At 48.7% G+C, this 20,016-nt stretch carries 18 protein-coding genes and 1 pseudogene; 4 read left to right on the plus strand and 15 right to left on the minus strand.

What is annotated here, in order from left to right:
- Window positions 1-28 precede the first annotated feature (28 nt).
- The gene (locus AC0YNT_RS17895; RefSeq protein WP_475805874.1) at window positions 29-502 is read right to left on the minus strand and encodes a divergent PAP2 family protein; all 474 of its coding nucleotides are present in this window, start codon (window positions 500-502) and stop codon (window positions 29-31) included.
- Between the two features lie 137 nt (window positions 503-639).
- Here AC0YNT_RS17895 and AC0YNT_RS17900 point away from each other — a divergent pair, with 137 nt between their 5' ends.
- Window positions 640-2,082 (plus strand): hypothetical protein, encoded by a 1,443-nt coding sequence (locus AC0YNT_RS17900; protein ID WP_475805875.1) that lies wholly within the window; start codon window positions 640-642, stop codon window positions 2,080-2,082.
- Between the two features lie 150 nt (window positions 2,083-2,232).
- Here the strand turns inward: AC0YNT_RS17900 and AC0YNT_RS17905 are convergent, their stop codons facing one another.
- Both AC0YNT_RS17905 and AC0YNT_RS17910 read right to left on the minus strand, forming a co-directional pair.
- Complete coding sequence (locus AC0YNT_RS17905) at window positions 2,233-3,432, minus strand: COG4705 family protein (RefSeq protein ID WP_475805876.1); 1,200 nt, start codon at window positions 3,430-3,432, stop codon at window positions 2,233-2,235.
- Window positions 3,433-3,563: 131 nt separating this feature from the next.
- A complete protein-coding gene (locus AC0YNT_RS17910; RefSeq protein WP_475805877.1) occupies window positions 3,564-4,994 on the minus strand; it encodes a DUF2515 domain-containing protein in 1,431 nt (476 codons plus the stop codon).
- Between the two features lie 101 nt (window positions 4,995-5,095).
- Between AC0YNT_RS17910 and AC0YNT_RS17915 the strand changes: the two genes are divergently transcribed.
- Complete coding sequence (locus AC0YNT_RS17915; protein WP_475805878.1) at window positions 5,096-5,794, plus strand: SOS response-associated peptidase; 699 nt, start codon at window positions 5,096-5,098, stop codon at window positions 5,792-5,794.
- 218 nt (window positions 5,795-6,012) lie between these two features.
- Window positions 6,013-7,173 (plus strand): annotated as a pseudogene (locus AC0YNT_RS17920) (IS3 family transposase).
- Window positions 7,174-7,403: 230 nt separating this feature from the next.
- On the opposite strand, the gene AC0YNT_RS17925 reads toward AC0YNT_RS17920, so the two are convergent.
- The 5 genes from AC0YNT_RS17925 to AC0YNT_RS17945 all read right to left on the minus strand — a co-directional run bounded on the left by AC0YNT_RS17925 (window position 7,404) and on the right by AC0YNT_RS17945 (window position 12,903).
- Window positions 7,404-7,691: a stage VI sporulation protein F gene (locus AC0YNT_RS17925; RefSeq protein ID WP_475805879.1), complete on the minus strand. Its 288-nt coding sequence runs from the start codon at window positions 7,689-7,691 to the stop codon at window positions 7,404-7,406.
- A gap of 74 nt (window positions 7,692-7,765) precedes the next feature.
- On the minus strand, window positions 7,766-9,820 hold the full coding sequence (gene recG / locus AC0YNT_RS17930; RefSeq protein WP_475805880.1) for an ATP-dependent DNA helicase RecG: 2,055 nt from the start codon (window positions 9,818-9,820) through the stop codon (window positions 7,766-7,768).
- An 11-nt stretch (window positions 9,821-9,831) separates the two neighbouring features.
- Window positions 9,832-10,686 carry a DegV family protein gene (locus AC0YNT_RS17935; RefSeq protein WP_167278025.1) on the minus strand — a complete coding sequence of 285 codons (855 nt, stop codon included), beginning with the start codon at window positions 10,684-10,686 and terminating at the stop codon, window positions 9,832-9,834.
- 42 nt (window positions 10,687-10,728) lie between these two features.
- A complete protein-coding gene (locus AC0YNT_RS17940) occupies window positions 10,729-12,525 on the minus strand; it encodes a DAK2 domain-containing protein (protein ID WP_475805881.1) in 1,797 nt (598 codons plus the stop codon).
- Between the two features lie 18 nt (window positions 12,526-12,543).
- Window positions 12,544-12,903 (minus strand): Asp23/Gls24 family envelope stress response protein, encoded by a 360-nt coding sequence (locus tag AC0YNT_RS17945; RefSeq protein WP_167278207.1) that lies wholly within the window; start codon window positions 12,901-12,903, stop codon window positions 12,544-12,546.
- Between the two features lie 298 nt (window positions 12,904-13,201).
- On the opposite strand from AC0YNT_RS17945, the gene rpmB reads away from it, so the two are divergent.
- Window positions 13,202-13,390 (plus strand): 50S ribosomal protein L28, encoded by a 189-nt coding sequence (gene rpmB, locus AC0YNT_RS17950; RefSeq protein WP_042160148.1) that lies wholly within the window; start codon window positions 13,202-13,204, stop codon window positions 13,388-13,390.
- Between the two features lie 527 nt (window positions 13,391-13,917).
- Here the strand turns inward: rpmB and spoVM are convergent.
- The 7 genes from spoVM to rlmN all read right to left on the minus strand — a co-directional run bounded on the left by spoVM (window position 13,918) and on the right by rlmN (window position 20,005).
- A complete protein-coding gene (gene spoVM / locus AC0YNT_RS17955; protein ID WP_010345573.1) occupies window positions 13,918-13,998 on the minus strand; it encodes a stage V sporulation protein SpoVM in 81 nt (26 codons plus the stop codon).
- A 146-nt stretch (window positions 13,999-14,144) separates the two neighbouring features.
- Window positions 14,145-14,390, minus strand: a complete 246-nt coding sequence (locus AC0YNT_RS17960; protein WP_167278020.1) for a hypothetical protein — start codon at window positions 14,388-14,390, stop codon at window positions 14,145-14,147.
- A gap of 51 nt (window positions 14,391-14,441) precedes the next feature.
- Window positions 14,442-15,086, minus strand: a complete 645-nt coding sequence (rpe, locus tag AC0YNT_RS17965) for a ribulose-phosphate 3-epimerase (RefSeq protein ID WP_167278018.1) — start codon at window positions 15,084-15,086, stop codon at window positions 14,442-14,444.
- A 5-nt stretch (window positions 15,087-15,091) separates the two neighbouring features.
- A complete protein-coding gene (gene rsgA, locus AC0YNT_RS17970; RefSeq protein ID WP_475805882.1) occupies window positions 15,092-16,018 on the minus strand; it encodes a ribosome small subunit-dependent GTPase A in 927 nt (308 codons plus the stop codon).
- The gene (gene pknB, locus AC0YNT_RS17975; RefSeq protein WP_475805883.1) at window positions 16,005-18,185 is read right to left on the minus strand and encodes a Stk1 family PASTA domain-containing Ser/Thr kinase; all 2,181 of its coding nucleotides are present in this window, start codon (window positions 18,183-18,185) and stop codon (window positions 16,005-16,007) included. The genes rsgA and pknB overlap by 14 nt, the downstream gene beginning before the upstream one ends.
- Window positions 18,182-18,952 (minus strand): Stp1/IreP family PP2C-type Ser/Thr phosphatase, encoded by a 771-nt coding sequence (locus tag AC0YNT_RS17980; protein WP_475805884.1) that lies wholly within the window; start codon window positions 18,950-18,952, stop codon window positions 18,182-18,184. Before AC0YNT_RS17980 ends, pknB begins: the two co-directional genes overlap by 4 nt.
- Before the next feature lie 6 nt (window positions 18,953-18,958).
- Window positions 18,959-20,005: a dual-specificity RNA methyltransferase RlmN gene (rlmN, locus tag AC0YNT_RS17985; protein ID WP_167278010.1), complete on the minus strand. Its 1,047-nt coding sequence runs from the start codon at window positions 20,003-20,005 to the stop codon at window positions 18,959-18,961.
- Window positions 20,006-20,016 lie beyond the last annotated feature (11 nt).

The following is a 20,016-nucleotide window of genomic DNA, read 5'->3' on the forward strand; positions in this document are numbered from 1 at the left end:
TGACCGTTTCAGCGCGGTGTTTTTTTGTTCAGAAATTGGATGTGGTACTTAAATAATACATAACAAGACCTACCATCACGCCCCATACAGCGCCTCCGAACACTTCAATTGGACGGTGGCCGAGCAGCTCCTTCAACTCATCATCATGCTTCAATTCCGTGGATGAATGAGGATGCAAAAATTTGATTGACTTGGCAATCCTGTTAATGGATGTAGCATGCATGCCTGCATGACGGCGAACGCCCGCAGCATCATACATCGTGATCGCACTGACGACGGCGGAGATCGCAAACATAGAGGAGGACCATCCTTCATTCATTCCGATAACCGTTGCCAGTGATACCACGGCTGCAGAATGAGAGCTCGGCATCCCTCCCGTCCCAATAGCCCGCGATAGATTCCATGTACCGTCCGATATAAATCCAAGGGGAATCTTCAAGCCTTGAGCGGTAATGATAGCTGCAAGTGAAGCAATTAGTGGAATGCTGTGAAAAATGTTCAATGGTTCCTAGCTCCCTCATGTTGAAGAGTTAATAAAATTTTAAGAAAATCTTGGTACAGTGGGATGAAAATGACGCAAAGGAGTTATGATCCGATGTCAATCTTATTCCACTTTTTCATCGCATCCGTGAGTGCGGGATGAGCCGTTTACGAATAGCTGTCCCTGCAGCGATCACACTGATCTTATTGTTCCTATTTCCGGCCAATTCCTATAATGATCCAGATACATTCTGGCATATCGAGAACGGCCGGTATATGATCGACCACAAAACGGTGCTCCATCACGCCATCCATACGTTTTACGGGAACAACCTGCCTTATATCCCTCATGAGTACGGCTTTGAGTTCATTGAAGCGGCCCTTTACCAGGCATTTGGCTGGCCCGGTACATACCTGCTTACAGCAGTCAGCTTCGCGCTCCTGATGATTGGCCTCTTCCAGTTAATGAAGATCTCCAGACAAGAGCTAGGTCTAGGAGAAATGCCGTTTGTCTGTACTTTTTTATTAGTACTAGTCGGCTTATGGATCTACTACTGCTATTTTACAAGCCGGCCCCAGATCATTTCCGCCTTCTTAATCGTCTGGTACTTCGTGTGGATGAGAAAATTCAAGATGACGAATCATTACCGTTACGGCATTGCGATGATGTTCGGATCCTGTGCCATTGCCAATATCCATGCCGGTGTATGGCCGGTGATTGCGGTTTTTTCCGGCATGCAGATCATAGAGACCTTGTGGGAGAGATCTATGCGCTGGCGTCACGTGATGATGTACGGAGCGGTTGCCTTAGCCGGCATGTTGAATCCGGGCGGCTTCCGAAGCATCACCTACGTGCTTGTTGTGACACAGCATCATTACAACCATCTCATCAATGAATGGAAGCCGATTGACTTCATGAATTGGGAGAACATTCCGATTGTGCTGATGCTGATCTTTTTTGCCTACATCATCCCATTTGCCCTGCACAAAAAAATGTTCCGGATACTATTAATGATTGGCATCGCCTACCTGGGCGTAACCAATATCAAGCAAAATTTATTTCTATGGCTGTTTGTGCCCTATTTTGCCGCAACCGTGATCCCCTATACTTATGGACTTCATTCACTTGCCAAGCTGCGCCTTCCGTTTAAGCCGACAACTGCCGCTATGGGACTCGCTGCCGGTCTTGCCATTAACGCAGTGCTTGTATTCGCCAATCCACCGCAAGTTAACGGAGAGAAATATCCGGTGGACGAAATGAATTATATTCTTGCGCATACCGATTCAGGAGCGCCTCCGAGAGTCATCTCGACATACGGAACGTCCGGCTATGCCATGTACCGCGGCGCTGACGTATTATGTGACGGCCGGCAGGATCCTTTTATTACAGAGGCTTCCAAAGGCATCTTTGGCTGGAATGCGTTCGAGCGTTCCATGTACGGATTCTCGGACAAGCTTCCTCAGATCGTAAAGGCTGATCGACCGGATTATCTCATTACCCCGAATACCTCATCCATCCGGCTTCAGCAGCAATGGGAAACAGCCTTCGGCAAGCCCGTCTATTCCGGCAGATATGGCAAAGTATTCGATACCCGCAAATGAAAGTGATCGGCGTCAGCAGATCATGTGAAATATTCGCGACAAGCGATTCCTGTACTTCAATTGAATCCTCCGTCCTAATCTTTAATCTTGAGGTCAGTCTAGCCTACAAAAAAACGACCGTCTGCAACAGACGGCCGTTCATTCAAATTATTAGTTAGCAGCTTGAATTACACTCAGGGATTCATCCAGCATGGATTTACTTTTGCTTGCGCTAGGGTTCTTCGAACGAACCGTTGCCAAAACATCGTCGATTGTCCCGTCAATTTTGGTCCATGTTTTTCGGTCGATCTTTCTGAGCTTTGGTTCTGCCTTATCCCAATCATGCTCCAATTGGTCCGCTTTCGAACTCGCATTACTGAAATCATCGGCAGCAATATCGCTCACCATATCACTTTCAATCTGTACGAAGTCCGATAATTGTCCGCTCAGCGTAGTTTGTGAGGCTTCAATTTGCGGGATAGTGTTATTGCTGCACCACACATATCCGCCAATTCCTACGACTAAGAAAACAGCTAATACCGCAACCGTTTGTGTCCATACCAGTCTCGGATTTCCTTTGGATGGGATGACCTCAGCGGCTTCTGTTTTGTTAACAATGTCGTATTTGGTCACTGCAAGGAACACGATAATCACCAGAATCGCTGCTAAGAAAATAACGCTTGTAACCGTAGTACCAAGATCCAAACCGCCATTGACTTTCGATTGGGACAGATAATCGCCAAGGGATGCTCCAAGCGGCCGGGTGAGAATATAAGCAATCCAAAAAGCTAATATCTCATTTAGCTTTAATTTCCATGCGATAAAAATACAAGCAATGATAACAGCGACTATAATTCCTGTCTTCAAGTACCCAAGCCCCAGCTGCTCAGAGTACAAATCACCGACAGCTGTACCAAGTGCGAAGGTGAACAGAATCGTAAGCCAGTAATAAACTTCTCTTCTTCTCGTAAAGATGGAATGTATGGACAGCGTTTTTTCGCTAAGATACCAGAGCAGAAAGGTTAGTGCCAATAACACACTGAACACAATGGTGCTGGTCTCAAGCGGCACTCCGATTCCGTCAGTTAGATTATCGGTTACCAATGTGCCAAATACACTTACGAACACAACGGTAAACCAATAAATGCCGGGTATATATTTCGTTGCCCGAAGCTGAAGAAACAGAAAGAAGAAAAAGGCGATTCCCATCATTACTGTTGTGGTCGTTAATCCGAATCCCAGATTTACATTGATGAAATCTGCGAATGTTTCACCTACCGTGGTACATAATACCTTAATAATCCAGAAGTAGATCGTCACTTCCGGGACTTTACTGAGCATAATTTTCATTTTACCCTGATTGGCTGGCATCGTGCTTCCCCTCTCTTATTTACATGCATATTTACATGCACCCATCATAGAGGGAAAATCTTAAATTTTTAGTTACTTCATATTATCTTCTTATTAAATAGACAAAAGGCAACCGATCTATGCAATCGCCTCTACTTTTTGTGCCCATGATCATCCGGAATACTTGCTCTTCCAGCTCCCTGCCCATCCAGTCTCAGCTGCTGGGCAGCGAGAACAGCAAGCTCGATCTTGTTCAGCAAGAGGCCGTACTCATTGGTCATTTCGAAGCTGCGCGGCAGCTTCAGCTTGCGAAAGTACGGCGCAATGTCTGCGGCAGAGTGGAACCAATCACCTCGTGCCGGCGCCTCTAGTGTCTGGTCAGCCCAGGCGTCACCAAGCTCAGGGCTATATAAAGGAGCTACTCCCGGCAGCAATTTGCCGCCAAGCAGACGCTCTTTATACAATGCGGACGGTGGATCGCGGCGCACCCGGGCAAAAATTTGCGGCGCATAGTCTACCCTCGAGCCCGTATGGCGCCCTATATCTGCAAAAGCCAGCGCCCCTTCGCGCACGCGAGGTACGCCAAACAAGATCGCATACAAAGCTTTACCGAACTCAATCCGCTCGGACAAGTCATCGAAATGCTCCATAATAAGTCCCGCGAGAAGCAGCTCATCGTCCGAATGGTACGGGAACATGACTGCATTCAGCTGCAGCAGCGACTGCATCCCGAAGAAGAATGTATCGATCACATTCCGCCGAAAATAATCATCCTGCACAACCCGCTGCTCGATAAAATGCTGCTCATTCACAATAAGCGCAACGGTAAGCGGAACAGGATCACGCCGCCGCCAGAACTGCTCCCACACAGGCCGCATGAATCGTGTTACCCCAAAAGCGGGGAGCAAATGAAAGAGCGGCCGCTCTGCATGAATGCTTTCTTCATATAACAATAACTGTGGATAAGCATCACCGAATATAAACGAATTGGCATGCTCCAGCAGTAAAAATACGTCCTTGCGTTTGCTGCCAGGCAGCAGATGAGGCAGCCACTCTCCCTCCAGATCGGTCATGTTCCAGCCGCCGTTACGGGAGACAAGATGGGCAAGCATCGCCCAATGAAGCTCAGGACGATGCTTATACATCAGGCGGTAGGCTTCCGTGCGCGTCACATTATTACGGTTGAGGCGTGCCGTCTCCGCCTTAATCCGCTCGATGAGCAGACTCTCCTCCCCACTCCACCCCTGCGTAGAAGTCGCAGCCGGAGCTTTCCCCGGAGCCTCACTATTCTCACTACCCCCGTCGTTCCCGCTGCCAATTATCCCCGCATCCACATCAGTAGGCTGCTTCTCCAGCTTCAGCCAGGCAGCCATTAGCTCCGAAGCAGCATCCTCCGCTATCTGCAGTGGCTCAGCTTCAGCGAGCATCTCATGCGAAGCCTCCATGCCATGCCACTTGCCAACAGCATAGTCCCATGCCGCGGCAGGCAGCGAGAAGAGCTGTTTGATTTTACTGAGGCCGCTCCTTTTCCCTCTACTTTGGCCAAAGTCCCGGCGGCCGCGCCTCCTCTTTCCGCTTAGCATCGACCGCCCTCCTTCAGTATCTTGGTAACACAAGTATTTGCCGATAGACAGCCTGTTCATGCATAATAAAAGGATAAAGAACGAACCGAGGAGGACTTGCCATGTGCGGGAGATATACGATCACGGTATCGCTCGAGGAGCTGATGATTCGTTATATGATTGGCGATACGAAGGTACCTTATCATCGGCCCAAATATAACGTAGCACCCGGCCAGCAGGTGCTTGCTATTATTAATGACGGGCAGCGCAACCGCCTTGGTGAGCTGCAATGGGGACTTATTCCGCCTTGGGCGGAAGACCCGAAGATCGGTAACAAAATGCTGAACGCCCGCTCTGAGACGGCTGCCGAGAAGCCAGCTTTTAAGACGCCGCTTCGCCGCAAGCGCTGCCTCATTCCAGCAGACGGGTTTTATGAATGGAAAAAGACAGACGTCGGCAAGCAACCGATGCGCATTGTCCATAAAGACCGCTCGATCTTCAGCATGGCCGGACTTTACGAGACCTGGCTTGCTCCGGATGGTACAACGACAATCAGCAGCTGCACAATTATGACGACCTCGCCTAATGAACTGATGGCTCCAATCCACGACCGGATGCCGGTCATTCTGCGCCAAGAGGACGAGTCTCTCTGGCTGGACCGTTCGGTACAGGACCCACAGGCGCTAAGCCGTCTTTTCGTACCGTACGCAGCGGAAGAACTCGAAGCTTATCCCGTATCTTCCGCAGTCGGAAGCGTAAAGAATGACACAGCCGACTGCATTGAACCCGTAACTCCTGGAGGCCAGCTTCATCTGTGGTGAGAGCTTTAAATAGATAGTTTCCAATGCGTCATCACGAAGCCCCTCCCATTTCAGCAGAAGATTGGAATTCGTACAGTATAATGTGGAGTTGGCGACCGTAACGTGAAATACATGGATTTTGTACATTGTATTCTGCTGCTTTGGACTTAAACTAAAAAGTAGACACTTCGTTATTGGAAACTTGTATACTCAATACAACTAACAATCGAGGTGTAGATATGGAGCAAAAACGTAAACGCTACAGCGAGGAATTCCGCCGTAAAACGATCGAACATCTAGTTGAAACAAAGAAAACCCTAACCCAGTTATCCCGTGAATTAGATATAGGGGTAACTACACTAAGTAACTGGAAGCAAGCCTACAGTGAACAGAAGAAAGACAAGAGTACGCAGCCGTTGGTGGACTATGATCGCCTAAAGAAGCTCGAGCAACAAAATCAGGAGCTACAGGAGGAGAATGAAATCCTAAAAAAGGCTATGCACTTCTTCACCAAAAACCGGGACTAATCTTTGCATTCATTCATAAGTACCGCTTCAAGTACCGGGTGGAGAAGTTGTGCTGTGTGATGGATGTATCCCGTAGCGGTTATTACAAATGGCTAAATAAAAAGCCAGGTTCTCGCGCTAAACGACGTAAACGCCTAAGAATACGTATTCGTTATCACTTTGAAGGCTTTAAACGCCGGTATGGAAGCCCCAAAATAACCGCGAAGCTACGTGAAGAAGGCTGGATCATAGCTATAAAAACAGTAGCAATGCTCATGAAAGAGATGGGCTTGGTTTCGTGTGTCGTTAAGAAATACAAAGCGACCACCAACTCGAAACATACCCTGCCGGTTTATGAAAATGTGCTGAATAGAGAGTTTAAGGTAGCCAAACCACATCAAGCTTGGGTCGCAGATATTACTTATGTGCCTACATCCGAGGGTTGGGTTTATTTAGCTACCCTAATGGAGCTGTTCTCTCGTAAAATAGTGGGCTGGGCTATGAGCGAGCGTATAACGAAGGAAACTTACACTGGCTGCTTTAAAAGACGCATATACACGAGAAAACCCTGGCCCAGGACTGATTCACCACTCCGACCGGGGATCTCAATATGCTTCAAACGAATACCGTGCACAAATAGAGCAATATGAAATGGTCGGCAGCATGAGCCGCAAAGGAAACTGCTATGACAATGCATGCATCGAATCTTTCCATAGCGTGCTGAAAAAAGAGCTTGTTTACCAAACGAAATTCCGTACTCGTAAACAAGCCTATAAGGCGCTTAATGGATATATTGAACTTGAGTATAACCGCATTCGCATTCACTCTACACTTGGCTACAAATCCCCGGTTTCATTCGAAAAATTGTACTACCAGAAACTCCAAGTTTCATAAATAAGTGTCTACAAAATTGACAGAAGTCCACTTTTTGGCAACAAGAAGCTTAATTCCGCGATTCTACTGTAGAATATCCAACGTAGCGTCCGAATATCTCCATTGCAATCCACTCTCATTGGAGGAAATCCAATGCAGCCGCATCATGCAGGGCAAGATCCCTGTGCAAGCCAAAACCATTTGTTAAAATCTCTACTGTGAACAAATAAAAAAAAGCCGACCGCAAGCGGTCAGCGAAACATCCCCCATAGCTTCAGCAAATGGAAGGTGTTGTTTGGGTCTATTTTCTGCCCAAGCACAAAATCAATAATCTGTTCTTCCTGGATATCCGTTAGAGGTTCCTGTAAAATAGCCGTCGCATTTTTTACGAGCTTCCTTACCTTTACCCGGTCCTGCAGATCATACTTTGTCACGTTGCCCAGCAGCAGCCGCATCCGGTCCTTTACGACCGGATTTTTTAGTTTGACTTTGACGCGTTCGACCAGTTGCGGTCGAATGCCGTACTTTTGGTAACTCACTGGCCTCGACACCTCCATCCGGCATTCCGATGATTCGATCGTTTAACTATATGCCGTTGGAAGTAAGATGTTGCTTAGTCGAGCTGTTCCCCTTGAAAAATTTGATCCTTCAGCAGCAGGACACGTGCCCGTTCATATAACGGATTCGTCCAGAAATCATCACGCCCCGTTAATTCTGCTGCATCATCGCGAGCCAGCTCCAGCACTTCAAAGTCCGCTGCCATATCGGCAATCTTAAACTCAGGAAGGCCACTTTGCTTTGTCCCGAAGAAATCCCCCGGTCCACGCAGCTCGAGATCACGCCTCGACACCTCGAAGCCGTCATCGGTCTCGGTCATGACTTTCATCCGTTCACGGCCGTTCTCCGACTTCGGATCCGCAACGAGAACACAGAATGATTGATACGCACCACGTCCAACACGACCGCGAAGCTGATGAAGCTGCGACAGCCCAAACCGTTCGGCGTCCATAATGATCATCAGTGTCGCATTCGGAACGTCAACCCCAACTTCAACAACCGTCGTTGCTACCAGCAGATGCGTCTCGTTAGCACCAAACGCGCCCATGACCTCATCCTTTTCCGAAGCCGACAGTCTGCCGTGCAGGAGACCCACCTTCAAATCGGGAAAAGCCTGCTGCATCTGCACATACAGATCAATCGCATTCTGCACGTCCAGCTTGTCCGATTCCTCAATCAGCGGGCAAATGACATACGCCTGACGCCCCTCATCGACTTCACGGCGGATAAATCCAAGGACGCGGTCCATCATACTATGTTTCACCCAATACGTCTTGATTGGCTTCCGTCCATGCGGACGCTCACGAATCGTGGATACATCCATATCCCCAAAAGCGGTAATGGCGAGCGTTCTCGGTATGGGAGTGGCTGTCATCGTTAATACATCCGGATTCATCCCTTTGCGACGCAATACACTCCGCTGATTAACCCCGAATCGATGCTGCTCATCCGTAACCACCAGTCCTAAGCTGCGGAAAAAGACATCGTCCTGAATAAGCGCATGGGTACCGACAATAATATCAATCATGCCCATCTGCAGCCCTGCAAGCACATCACGGCGCTTCCTCTCCGTCAAGCTGCCTGTCAGCAGTCCAACTTCAATACCCGTGCCCGCGAATAACTTCTGCAGCGAACGCAGATGCTGATCAGCCAATATTTCAGTCGGCACCATCAGCGCCCCTTGGTGACCAGCTTTAATCGTGCAATACAATGCGATAGCAGCGACTACCGTTTTACCCGATCCTACGTCACCTTGAAGAAGCCGATTCATCGCAGCCGGCTGCCTCATATCGGACATGATCTCATTAACGACCTTCTTCTGACCATCCGTCAGCTCAAAGGGCAGCGTAGCCGCAAAGTTCCGTATGGTCTCCCCATTCACCTGATGAACGATACCGTCACCACGTTTACGGGTCAAGGCACGGTAAGCCTGCAGCTTCAGCTGGAATAGGAATAGTTCCTCATATACCATGCGCCGGCGCGCCTCCAGCCCTTCCTTCACTTCTCCAGGGTCATGAATACGCTGCACGGCATCACGTCTTGGCATAAGCCCGTGGCGCTCCACAAGCTCATGCGGCAGCACTTCTTCAATCATCGTGCCATACTGCATAAGAGCCTGCTTAATCGTCTTGCGCATCCAAGCTTGCGTGATTCCTCCGCCTACCGAATAGACCGGCTGCAAAGTTCCCGACTTCACCATCCCGGTTGACTTGTCCGCAAATTCGGATTCCGACACCGTCATATGCAGACGCTGCTGCTCCCATTTGCCCGTCAAGACGATCTCCCGGCCAGGTGTCAGCTGATTTTGCAGAAAGTGACGATTGAACCAAACTGCCGTCACGAGCATATGCTCAACCTCAACCTTACAGGTCAGGCGGGATTTGCCTTTCCCATAGCGTTGCAGCACAGCGTTGCCACGAATGACACCTTGCACCGTTACTTTCTCGCCATCCTTGATTTCAGCAATCTCACGAATACGATAATCCTCATATCGAAATGGAAAATAATCCAGCAAATCGGCGACTGTCTGTACGCCAAAGGCGTGAAGCTCTTCTTCCTTAGGAGCGCTCACGCCTTTAATTTGCCGGACAGAATACTGTTCCAGCGTCATTGTTCTCTACCTCACACTCTGCGCATAAACACAGCTAGCGTACCAGGACCAACATGAGTCCCGATTACTGCACCAACTGTTGTATATTCAACCTCTTGCACGTTGAAACGGCTTTTAATCATCTCGCCGAACTCCATGGCAGCTTCCTTACCTGTCGTACATGCAATCGTCAGAATAACAGGTTCGCTGCCACAAGCCTGCTCCAACATATCAATAATACGCAGCATCGCTTTTTTCGAACCACGCACTTTATCTACGGCATACACCATGCCATCTTTATCGAGTGACAAAATCGGCTTAATATTAAGAATAGATCCAATTAAGGCGGAGGCTTTGCCGATTCGTCCTCCTCTTTGCAAATATTCCAGCGTATCTACAAGAAAATAAAGCTCTGTTGACCTCTGCATCCGATCAATCTCAGCAAGAATAGCTTCCTTCGAAGCGCCTTCCTTGGCCATTCTGGCTGCTGCAACAACGCGCATGCCGTATGCATATGAAGCCGTCTTGGAATCAAGAACGGTAATATCCGGCTCCCCTTCAACCATCGAGCTTCCAATTACAGCCGATTGATAGGTCCCACTGACCGCACTTGATAATTGAATCGAAATAATCGATGCGTTCGGATCCTCTTGCAAAATGCGCTCATATGCCTCTTGAAACTCCATCGGTGATGGCTGGGATGAGGTAGGCAGCTGAGACGATGCCGCTACTTTGTCGAAAAATTGCTCCGTATTCATCGTAACAGCATCATAGTAAGTTTCTTCTCCAAACAGAATCTTCAGCGGAACCATTTCAATACCGAGCTCTTCTCTCAGCTGCAATGGAATATCTGATGCACTGTCGGTCACGATGCGTATGCTCCCCATACGTACGTCCCCTCCCAAATTGTATAACTTTCTTGATTACAGCTATTCTAAAGCAAACAAATAAGGATATAATGGCTGGCCGCCGACATGAACCTCCAGTTCAACATCCGGATAAGCCTCCTCGATCCATTCACACAACATTTCGATGTCGGCGTCCTTTGCATCCTCACCGGTTAATACCGTAAGCAGCTCGCCGCCATCCTCCACCATAGCTGCCATCAATAGCTGACAAGCCTCAAGCAGACTTGGCTTCGAGGAGACAATCGTCTTCTCTTTAATCCCCATGTAGTCGCCTTCTTGGATATCAACACCATCAATGGATGTATTCCGCACGGCTTGAGTAACTTGACCCGATACAACCTGCTCCGCAGCACTCTTCATCCAAGCCGCGTTACGCTCTGCTGATTCTTCTTCCTTAAAGGCAAGAATCGCCGCAAGCCCTTGTGGAATCGTCTTCGTCGGAATAACCGTTACCTGACGTCCGCTCAGTTCTGCTGCTTGTTCAGCCGCGAGAATAATATTGCTATTGTTCGGTAACAAGTAAATATGCTCCGCTGGCAGTGACTCAATTGCGTTAACGAAATCTTCGGTGCTTGGATTCATCGTCTGCCCGCCGGACAAGACGATATCTACTTCATTGCTGAGGAATATATTCGCAATACCTTCTCCCAGTGCGACCGCTACAATACCAAATGGTGCAAGCTCATGCAGCTTCTCTGGTGCAACGACTTGAGCAGAAGGACCTGCAAGCAGTTCCGTCGACGAAATATCACCCGCAAGCGCGTACTCTGCGACTGGTGCGAAAGGTACAGCCGCTGCTTCCTGTTCCAGCAAATCACGATGCTGTTCCCGCATATTCAGAATGTGGAAATCGGTCAGCTCGCCGTAGGCCATGGCCAGATTCAATACATCGCCAGGCTTGCGCGAGTGGACATGCACCTTAATGATATCATCATCTGCAATGACGAGGATTGAATCGCCGTCTTTTTCCAAAGCTTTCTTGAAAGCGTATTCATTGAAAAACGGCACAGCTTTTCCGCTAATTTTGCGATTAATAAAGAATTCCATATCATAGAGGAATTCGATATCTTCGGTTGCTAATCTCGATTGTGCGGATACCGGAGCCGCTGGACGTGGCACGGCAATCCGTTGTGCTGCAGCTACTTCTTCTGGTGCTGCTGCTTCAGACGGGAATGCAAATACCTTCTCTTGAATCGTACCACTCTGAGTCAAATGATGAACAAAGCCCTCGTAGATAAACACGAGACCTTGTCCGCCGGAGTCAACGACGCCGACTTGTTTCAGTACCGGCAACAGATCCGGTGTGCGCTGCAGCGCTTCATTTGCCTTGGCATGAATCTCTGTCATGAGCTCGACAACGTCACTTGTCCTGCGGGCATACTGAACCGCATGCTTAGCAGCTTCTTTCGCCACTGTAAGGATGGTTCCCTCTACCGGCTTCACGACCGCTTTATAAGCCATGTCAACGCCGTTCTGGAATGCGGCAGCAATCTGCTGCGTACCGGCCTCTTCCAAGCTGCCAAGTGATTTGGCGAAGCCCCGGAATAATTGGGACAAGATAACTCCCGAATTGCCCCTTGCTCCCATAAGAAGCCCTTTGGACAATGCTTCGGCTGCCTTACCCAAGTGGTCGGACGGCTTGTTCCGCAATTCACGAACCCCCGAGACAATCGTTAGATTCATGTTAGTACCCGTATCTCCGTCTGGCACCGGAAACACATTCAGTGAATTAACCCGGTCTACATTTCTTTCTAAATATTCCGCACCGAGCAGTGCCATGGCGGTAAAATCAGATCCGTTAATGGAGCGCTTACTCAACGACAATTCCCCTTCCTGCTACGTAGATACCCTTACGTCTTGAACGAATATATGGACCTGGTCCACTTGAAGACCGATTACATCATTAAGGACATATTTAACCTTGTTCTGAATATTATGCGCTACTTCAGATATTTTCGTGCCGTAGCTTACGATAATATGCAGTTCAATATGAAGCTCTTCATTCTCCCGGCGTACCTGGACGCCCTTCGACATGTTTTCTCTGCCGAGCAGCTCGGCGATGCCATCCTTCAACTGTTTACGGGAAGCCATTCCGACCAGCCCATAACAATCCATGGCTGCAGAGCCTGCAATCACTGCAATACAGTCATCATTCACAATTATCTGTCCAAGCTCGTTCTTAATTTGCAGTGGTATGGGAATACACTCCTTTACCGTAAATAATATGGACTAAGGATTATTGTACTATAAATAGCTTCATTATAGAAGGGTGAAAGGTAAAAAGGATGACAAAATCGGTCATTTCTCATACTTTTAAGTTGCTGATACAGAACAATTGTGATACGATAATCAAGTATGTTTTTGTGCAGGCTTGACCAAGTAATTAATTACAGCTTGTGCTAACAATGCAGCTAATAGTTCAAAGCAAACTCTAAGCGCAGGCTTGCGAGGTAGCTTGGCTCTTCGCAACGCACAACCTTAAGGAGGTGTACTCATGTCCCGCAAATGTTTTATTACTGGTAAATCGCCTGGTACAGGCAACCATGTATCCCACGCAAACAACAAAAACCGTCGTTCTTGGGGTGTAAACGTGCAAAAGGTTCGCATCTTGGTAGACGGCAAACCGAAACGCGTTTATGTCAGCACACGTGCACTGAAATCCGGCAAAATTACTCGCGTATAATTCCGGATTCCAACCAGGCGGTAGAGCGCAAACAGCTGACGCCGTCACCTTGGCGGCGCAGCGAACGTTTCGCTATGAAATATAAGCGTCGTATAATTGATTATACTTTCTTATATTTAGACAAAAAGCACCTGAGCTCAGGTGCTTTTTTTTCTTGAATTCTAAGATTATTTATAAGTTTTATCTCATAAAATGGCCTAGAATTCGTCAGAATGAAACGCGCCTCGCCCTGCCAACGGACGGCAATGTCGCCTCACCTTGAATGAACCTCGCCTAGTACGGCAAAACCGTTTCACCTTGAATTCTAGGACTTCATAAGAGTCTTCTTAATATGACCTAGAATTCTTCGGATCGGAACTCCTCCCGCCGCCATTCTATGGCGGGAACCTTCCGCCTTGAATTCTAGGACTCTATAAGAGTTTTCTTATACGGCCTAGAATTCTTCGGATCGGAACTCGTTTTGCCACTTGAGACTGGCTTAACCGTTCCGCCTTGCCCACGATCATTCGTTAAGACGTGCATCGGACCTAGTTTTTTTGGAAGGTATTCAATATTGCTTTTACGAATCCGCCCAGAAATTTCGGCAGTTTGATCGTGTAAAACTTCATGCCCATCCCTCCTCAGACACGCTCATCGAAATTGGAAGTGTGAACCAATTGTTACACACAAAAAAATGGCTACACGAACCTTCGTTCATGTAACCATCCTATGCGTTCTAAAGCTGTCCTATTCCAAAGCACCAGCTCGTATTCTATTAGCCAGCAGGCATCGGGTTATCACGCAAATAAATAACGATCGCGATCACGAGAGCCGTAGCGAAATAAACGATTATTGCAGATACGATAAAGGATATACGCGGCCCCCAGGTGGAGAAACGCTTGAAGCATTTAATGGCGACATACAAGGCCACCAGAGAGCAAACGTACTTGATAGGCGAGGAGATCGCCGTAAAAAGACCGAGCAGAAGGCCTGCTGTAATCGCGTAGAAAGCGATCCACATTATTTTCTTCCAGATGCTCTGCTCTAACTCGTAATCTTCCTCCATCATCAATTACCGAAGCGCAGCAATCGCAGCCGCGCGATCCCTTTCCCCGAATACTGCATTACCCGCTACGAGCACATTCGCACCAGCCTCTACAACCTGCTTCGCTGTTGTGCTGTTAATGCCCCCGTCAACTTGTACATGAACATGGTCGAGGCCACGATCGCTCAGCATCTTGCGAAGCTGACGCAGCTTATTAAGCGATTCCTCAATGAATGCTTGTCCGCCAAATCCAGGGTTAACGGTCATAATCAGAACCAAATCAACATCACCAAGAACATGCTCCAGCACAGACAGAGGCGTGCCTGGATTAAGGGCAACGCCAGCCGGAAGACCAAGGTCTTTGATCTGTTGAATCGTGCGGTGCAGATGCACGGTAGCCTCTGCATGAACCGTAATACGGTCCGCTCCGGCAGCCGCATAACTTGGAATCGATAACTCCGGACGCTCAATCATCAGATGTACATCAAATGGAAGCTTCGTCGCCGAACGTACTGCTGCGATAACCGGAGGTCCAAAAGTCAGGTTCGGTACAAAATGACCGTCCATAACGTCAACATGAATCCAATCCGCTCCCGCTTGCTCTGCTGCTTTAATCTCGTCTCCAAGCCGCGCGAAATCTGCCGACAGGATCGATGGTGCGATAATTGCCATAAGTACTAGTACCTCCGCTTTCTCTCTTTCATTTCGGTCATAAACGTCAAGTAGTTCTGATGGCGGCTTGCAGCGATTGTACCATTCGCCACGGCCTTCAGCACCGCACATCCCGGCTCATGCACATGCGAGCATTCACGGAATTTGCAATCCGGCGCAAGCTCCCGCATTTCACGGAAGCAGTAACCAAGATCCTCAATGCCAAGCTCTGTGAAATCCAGCTGGCTGAAACCAGGAGTATCCGCCACATAACCTCCGCCGATCTCCACCAGCTCCACATGGCGGGTCGTATGCTTACCACGGCCAAGCCTGTTGCTGATGGCATTCGTCTCGAGCTCAAGGCCCGGAACAAGGGCATTCAGCAGCGATGATTTCCCTACGCCCGATTGACCGGCGAATACCGCTACATGCCCTTTCAGGCGGCTGTGCAGCTCTTCTACCCCAACGCCTTGGCGTGAGCTAGTGCCGAATACTTCATAGCCAATAGCGGTGTAGATACGGTTAACAGCCTCAATAGCAACAGCTGCTTCTTCCATTTCCCCGCCATCTTGTTCCAAGTCCTGCTTACTTAAGCATAACACTGGCTCAATGCCGGCATGCTCGATATGAACAAGGAATTTGTCCAGCAGCTGTAAATTCAAGGTGGGTTCCGTCACGGAGAAGACAAGAATAGCCAAATCGACATTCGCGACCGGCGGCCGTATTAACTCGGAAGAGCGGGGCAGCAACTCTTCCACCGTGCCCTCGCCGTTCTCTGTTAAGCTGTACACCACGTCGTCGCCAACAAGCGGCGTCAATCCTCTCTTCTTAAATACACCGCGGGCACGGCATTGCACCGTTTGCCCCGATGACTCTGCTTCATTCGGCAATACATAATAATAGCCGCTTAGCGCCTTGACGATTCTCCCCTTGGCTTCACTATTGCTGCTCATCTTGGGCGCCTCCGTTGTCATTGCTTTCTTTCGGATCAGCATCTGCAGGCTGGTCCGGGTTATCTGTTTCTTCCGTTGTACCTGTACCTGTACCTGTATCCGGATCCGTACCGCCGGTTCCCGGTATAGTAAGGGAAGAGGAATCTGAGCCTTGTACCAGGTCCTCATAAGTGATGGAACGATTATCTACAAATTGACCGTCCCGGTATACCGTTACACTCGCTTCTGTATTAGGTGCCAGCATCACTTCAACAGGGAAGGACTGTGTATCTTGAATTTGGCGTTTGCCCCATTCAATATCCTTACCACGCGCATCCGTGTATACAATCCGAATCTCGCTTGTCTTGCCTGCTTCTGCAGGCGATATCGTTACATTAAACGTATGGCTTTTGGCATCCTTAGGAGGTCCTGAGCTTACGCGAATCGAGATCTTCGACCCTTTTGGTACAGGATCGTTAGGTTTGAACTGGTCTTGATCAATAACAAGTCCTTTGCTTATTGAATAGCTTGGTTCTTCTAAAATATCGTCATCTTCAAGTGTCAGTCCATTCGCTTTAACCATGTCCTTCGCTTCAGCAACGGTGTGGCCGATCAGATTCGGCATCGGAATTGTTTCACGTCCTTTACTTACCATGAACGTAAACGTTGCTGTCTTCGGATCAAATTCCGAACCAAACTCCGGTGTCTGGTTAATGACCACACCTGAATCCTCGTCACTAAATACCGGTTCAACTGCAATCTGCTCTTCCGTCACGCCAAGTGCAATCAAATCATCCTTAGCTTCTTGAATCTGCTTGCCCTTGTAATCGGTCATCTTCTCCAGCACAGCGCCGTCGCTGACCGACAATTGTATCCAAGAGCCTTCCTTCACTTGCATGTTTTGCTTGTCCTGATCGAATACTACACCTTGCGGTACATCCCCCATAAACTCATGGATGATTGGCTCCTTCACCCTCAGCCCCTTGGCCTCAAGCATAGCACGGGCATCATCTTCTGACTTGCCAACCACATAAGGCACGTCCACATCCGGCACATCAAGTTTGTCCAGCAGGGCGAAGAATCCCCATATAATCAAAGCTAACGCCACCAGCGTGACCCCTACAATGGTTGTAGGGCGCTTCCAGCCTTTAGGCTTTCCATTCGGCTTCTCATCTTTCCATTCGACTTCCGGTTCACTCGACGCGGCCGCCGCCCTGCGCTCCAGCGGCGCTGCCGCTGAAACAGGCGATATATACGACTGTGCCGATTGCTGCGGCTCCGATGGCAGCAATTCTCCCCGAATAGCTGGCATAACACGAGTCTCGTCAAGGTCGCTGCTGCCAAATGTTACTTTGGGCTCATTGATCCGATTTGGCTTGAGACAAGTGTCCAAGTCCGTAAGCATCTCACGAGCCGATTGGTAACGTTCGCTCGGATTTTTGCGCATAGCACGCAAAATAACATTTTCCACACTTTGCGGGATATGTGGATTCACCTTTCTAGGCTCCTCAAACTCCTCCTGCAAATGCTTCAGAGCGACGCTAATCGGACTTTCGCCGAAGAATGGAAGCTTGCTGGTTAACATTTGGTACAATACGATCCCAAGAGAATACAAGTCGGATTTCTCCCCTGTACTAACTCCCTTGGCATGCTCCGGCGAGAAATAATGGACCGACCCGACTACCGAGCCTGTCTGTGTAATGGTAGAGGATGTGACGGCACGGGCGATCCCGAAGTCCGTCACCTTCACTCTGCCATTCTTGCCAATTAAGATGTTATGTGGCTTAATATCGCGATGAATAATATGATTCTGATGTGCATGCTCAAGAGCATCACAAATCTGCATAGCAATACGCACCGCTTCATCTGCCTGCAACGGCGCACGCTCGATTATAATTTCATTAAGATTATGACCTTCGATATATTCCATAACGATGTAATGCGTATCTTCTTCCTGCCCTACATCGTAAATACTGACGACATTCGGATGAGACAGCGAAGCCGCCGATTGCGCTTCCCTGCGGAATCTCCGAATAAACTCTTCGTCATGGACGAATTGCTGCCTCAGTACCTTCACTGCGACATTACGGTTCAGCAAAATATCATGCGCCTTATAGACAAGCGCCATACCGCCTCCGCCAATTCTCGTTATAATCTCATAACGTCCACCTAGTTGATGTCCAATCATCCGTTGTCACCTCCTCGATAAGCAGCCTCTGCTTCCTGAAGAAGCACGACAGTGATGTTGTCGTCTCCTCCTGCTTGCAGCGCTAATTGAATGAGGCGATCCGCTTTACCATCCAATTCCAGTCCATCCTCGCAAACCGTCTGCAGCATCAGCTCGTCACTGACCATGTTCGTCAGTCCGTCGCTGCAAAGCAGCAGAATATCGTTATCCGTCAAGGCTGCGGTATAGATATCTACCTCAACATGCGCGTCCGTTCCAACCGCGCGTGTAATTACATTGCGGCGCGGGTGATGCGCCGCCTCCTCGGAGCTGATCTGGCCAGACTTCACCAGCTCATTCACAAGAGTATGATCCTCTGTCAGTTGCGCAATTCCATCTGCGGTAATGAGATAGGCGCGGCTGTCTCCGATATGACCGATAATCAGCTGCCGCTCTTTGTACAAGGCGGCGACGATTGTCGTTCCCATATTGTAGTACTGCTCGTTGCGTGATGCCATATCGTACACGACGTCATTAGCCATGACGAGTGCCTGACGAATTAGCATTTTCCCCTCTTGCATCGACAAATCCGCCTTCGACGCGCTCTTCTCAAGCATGTCTCTGAACGTATTAACCGCCAGCTGGCTCGCTACATCGCCTGCTTGATGACCGCCCATTCCGTCGGCCACAATGGCAAGCGTTATGCCGTTATCCAGCTGTCCTACCCACGAACGATCTTCGTTAATTTGACGAATTCGTCCAACATCGCTTCGGTTTGCCGTAATCAACCGTGATCACCTCGTCGTGGACTCCATATGTTTCGCCCTTAATTGGCCGCATGCGGCTGCAATATCATGACCTTGCTCCCTGCGAATCGTGCAATTGACTTTGTTTTTCTCCAAAATGCGCTGGAATTCGAAAATGTCGTTACGCGGCGTACGAACATAATTCCGCTCAGGCACATGGTTAACTGGAATCAAGTTGACATGGCACAACATGCCTTGAAGCACATCAGCCAGCTCTTGTGCATGTTCAGCCTGGTCATTGACACCGCCAATTAAGGCATATTCAAACGTAATACGGCGGCCAGTCTTCGCAATATGATTGCGGCATGCTGCCATAACATCCTCAAACGGGAAGCGGCGGTTAACAGGCATCAGCTTCGAACGAAGCTTGTCGTTTGGTGCATGGATCGAGATCGCAAGGTTGATCTGCGTGTTCTCTTCTGTAAATTTATACATGCTTGGTACGATACCACTTGTCGAGACCGTAATATGGCGCTGGCCGATGTTTAGCCCCTTCTCATGAATCATAATACGCAGGAATGTCATTGTTGCATCATAATTCTCAAATGGTTCACCGGAGCCCATGATAACAATACTCGATACACGCTCATTCGTTGCATCAAGCATTTGTTGAGCAGTAACGACCTGTGCAACAATCTCACCTGCTGTCAGGTTCCGTTTTAAGCCGCCCAGCGTCGAAGCGCAGAACGTACAGCCGATCCGGCAGCCTACCTGTGTCGTTACACAAATGCTGTTGCCGTATTCGTGACGCATAATAACTGTTTCAATCGCATGATTATCATGCAGGCCAAACAGGAACTTAACTGTTCCGTCTTTCGACTCAAATTTCGTAATTTCTGTAAGCGTCACGAACTGGAAGTTCTCCTCCAGCTTATCACGGAGTGACTTCGGCAAGTTGGACATGTCTTCAAAGCTCTTCACACGCTTCACATAGAGCCAATCAAACAGTTGGCCGCCGCGGAACGCCGGCTCACCATTCTCTTGCATCCACTCTTGAAGCTGATCGAGGTTATAGTCATAAATTATTGGTTTCATCTTCTTATTAT

The organism is Paenibacillus sp. J22R56 (genome assembly GCF_056269375.1).

Coding starts and splice junctions, on each gene's coding strand:
- AC0YNT_RS17900 (WP_475805875.1), top strand. CDS start 640: ATGAGCCGTTTACGAATAGCTGTCCCTGCAGCGATCACACTGATCTTA.
- AC0YNT_RS17905 (WP_475805876.1), bottom strand. CDS start 3,432: ATGCCAGCCAATCAGGGTAAAATGAAAATTATGCTCAGTAAAGTCCCG.
- AC0YNT_RS17910 (WP_475805877.1), bottom strand. CDS start 4,994: ATGCTAAGCGGAAAGAGGAGGCGCGGCCGCCGGGACTTTGGCCAAAGT.
- AC0YNT_RS17915 (WP_475805878.1), top strand. CDS start 5,096: ATGTGCGGGAGATATACGATCACGGTATCGCTCGAGGAGCTGATGATT.
- recG (WP_475805880.1), bottom strand. CDS start 9,820: ATGACGCTGGAACAGTATTCTGTCCGGCAAATTAAAGGCGTGAGCGCT.
- AC0YNT_RS17935 (WP_167278025.1), bottom strand. CDS start 10,686: ATGGGGAGCATACGCATCGTGACCGACAGTGCATCAGATATTCCATTG.
- rpmB (WP_042160148.1), top strand. CDS start 13,202: ATGTCCCGCAAATGTTTTATTACTGGTAAATCGCCTGGTACAGGCAAC.
- spoVM (WP_010345573.1), bottom strand. CDS start 13,998: ATGAAGTTTTACACGATCAAACTGCCGAAATTTCTGGGCGGATTCGTA.
- AC0YNT_RS17960 (WP_167278020.1), bottom strand. CDS start 14,390: ATGTGGATCGCTTTCTACGCGATTACAGCAGGCCTTCTGCTCGGTCTT.
- rpe (WP_167278018.1), bottom strand. CDS start 15,086: ATGGCAATTATCGCACCATCGATCCTGTCGGCAGATTTCGCGCGGCTT.
- rsgA (WP_475805882.1), bottom strand. CDS start 16,018: ATGAGCAGCAATAGTGAAGCCAAGGGGAGAATCGTCAAGGCGCTAAGC.
- pknB (WP_475805883.1), bottom strand. CDS start 18,185: ATGATTGGACATCAACTAGGTGGACGTTATGAGATTATAACGAGAATT.
- rlmN (WP_167278010.1), bottom strand. CDS start 20,005: ATGAAACCAATAATTTATGACTATAACCTCGATCAGCTTCAAGAGTGG.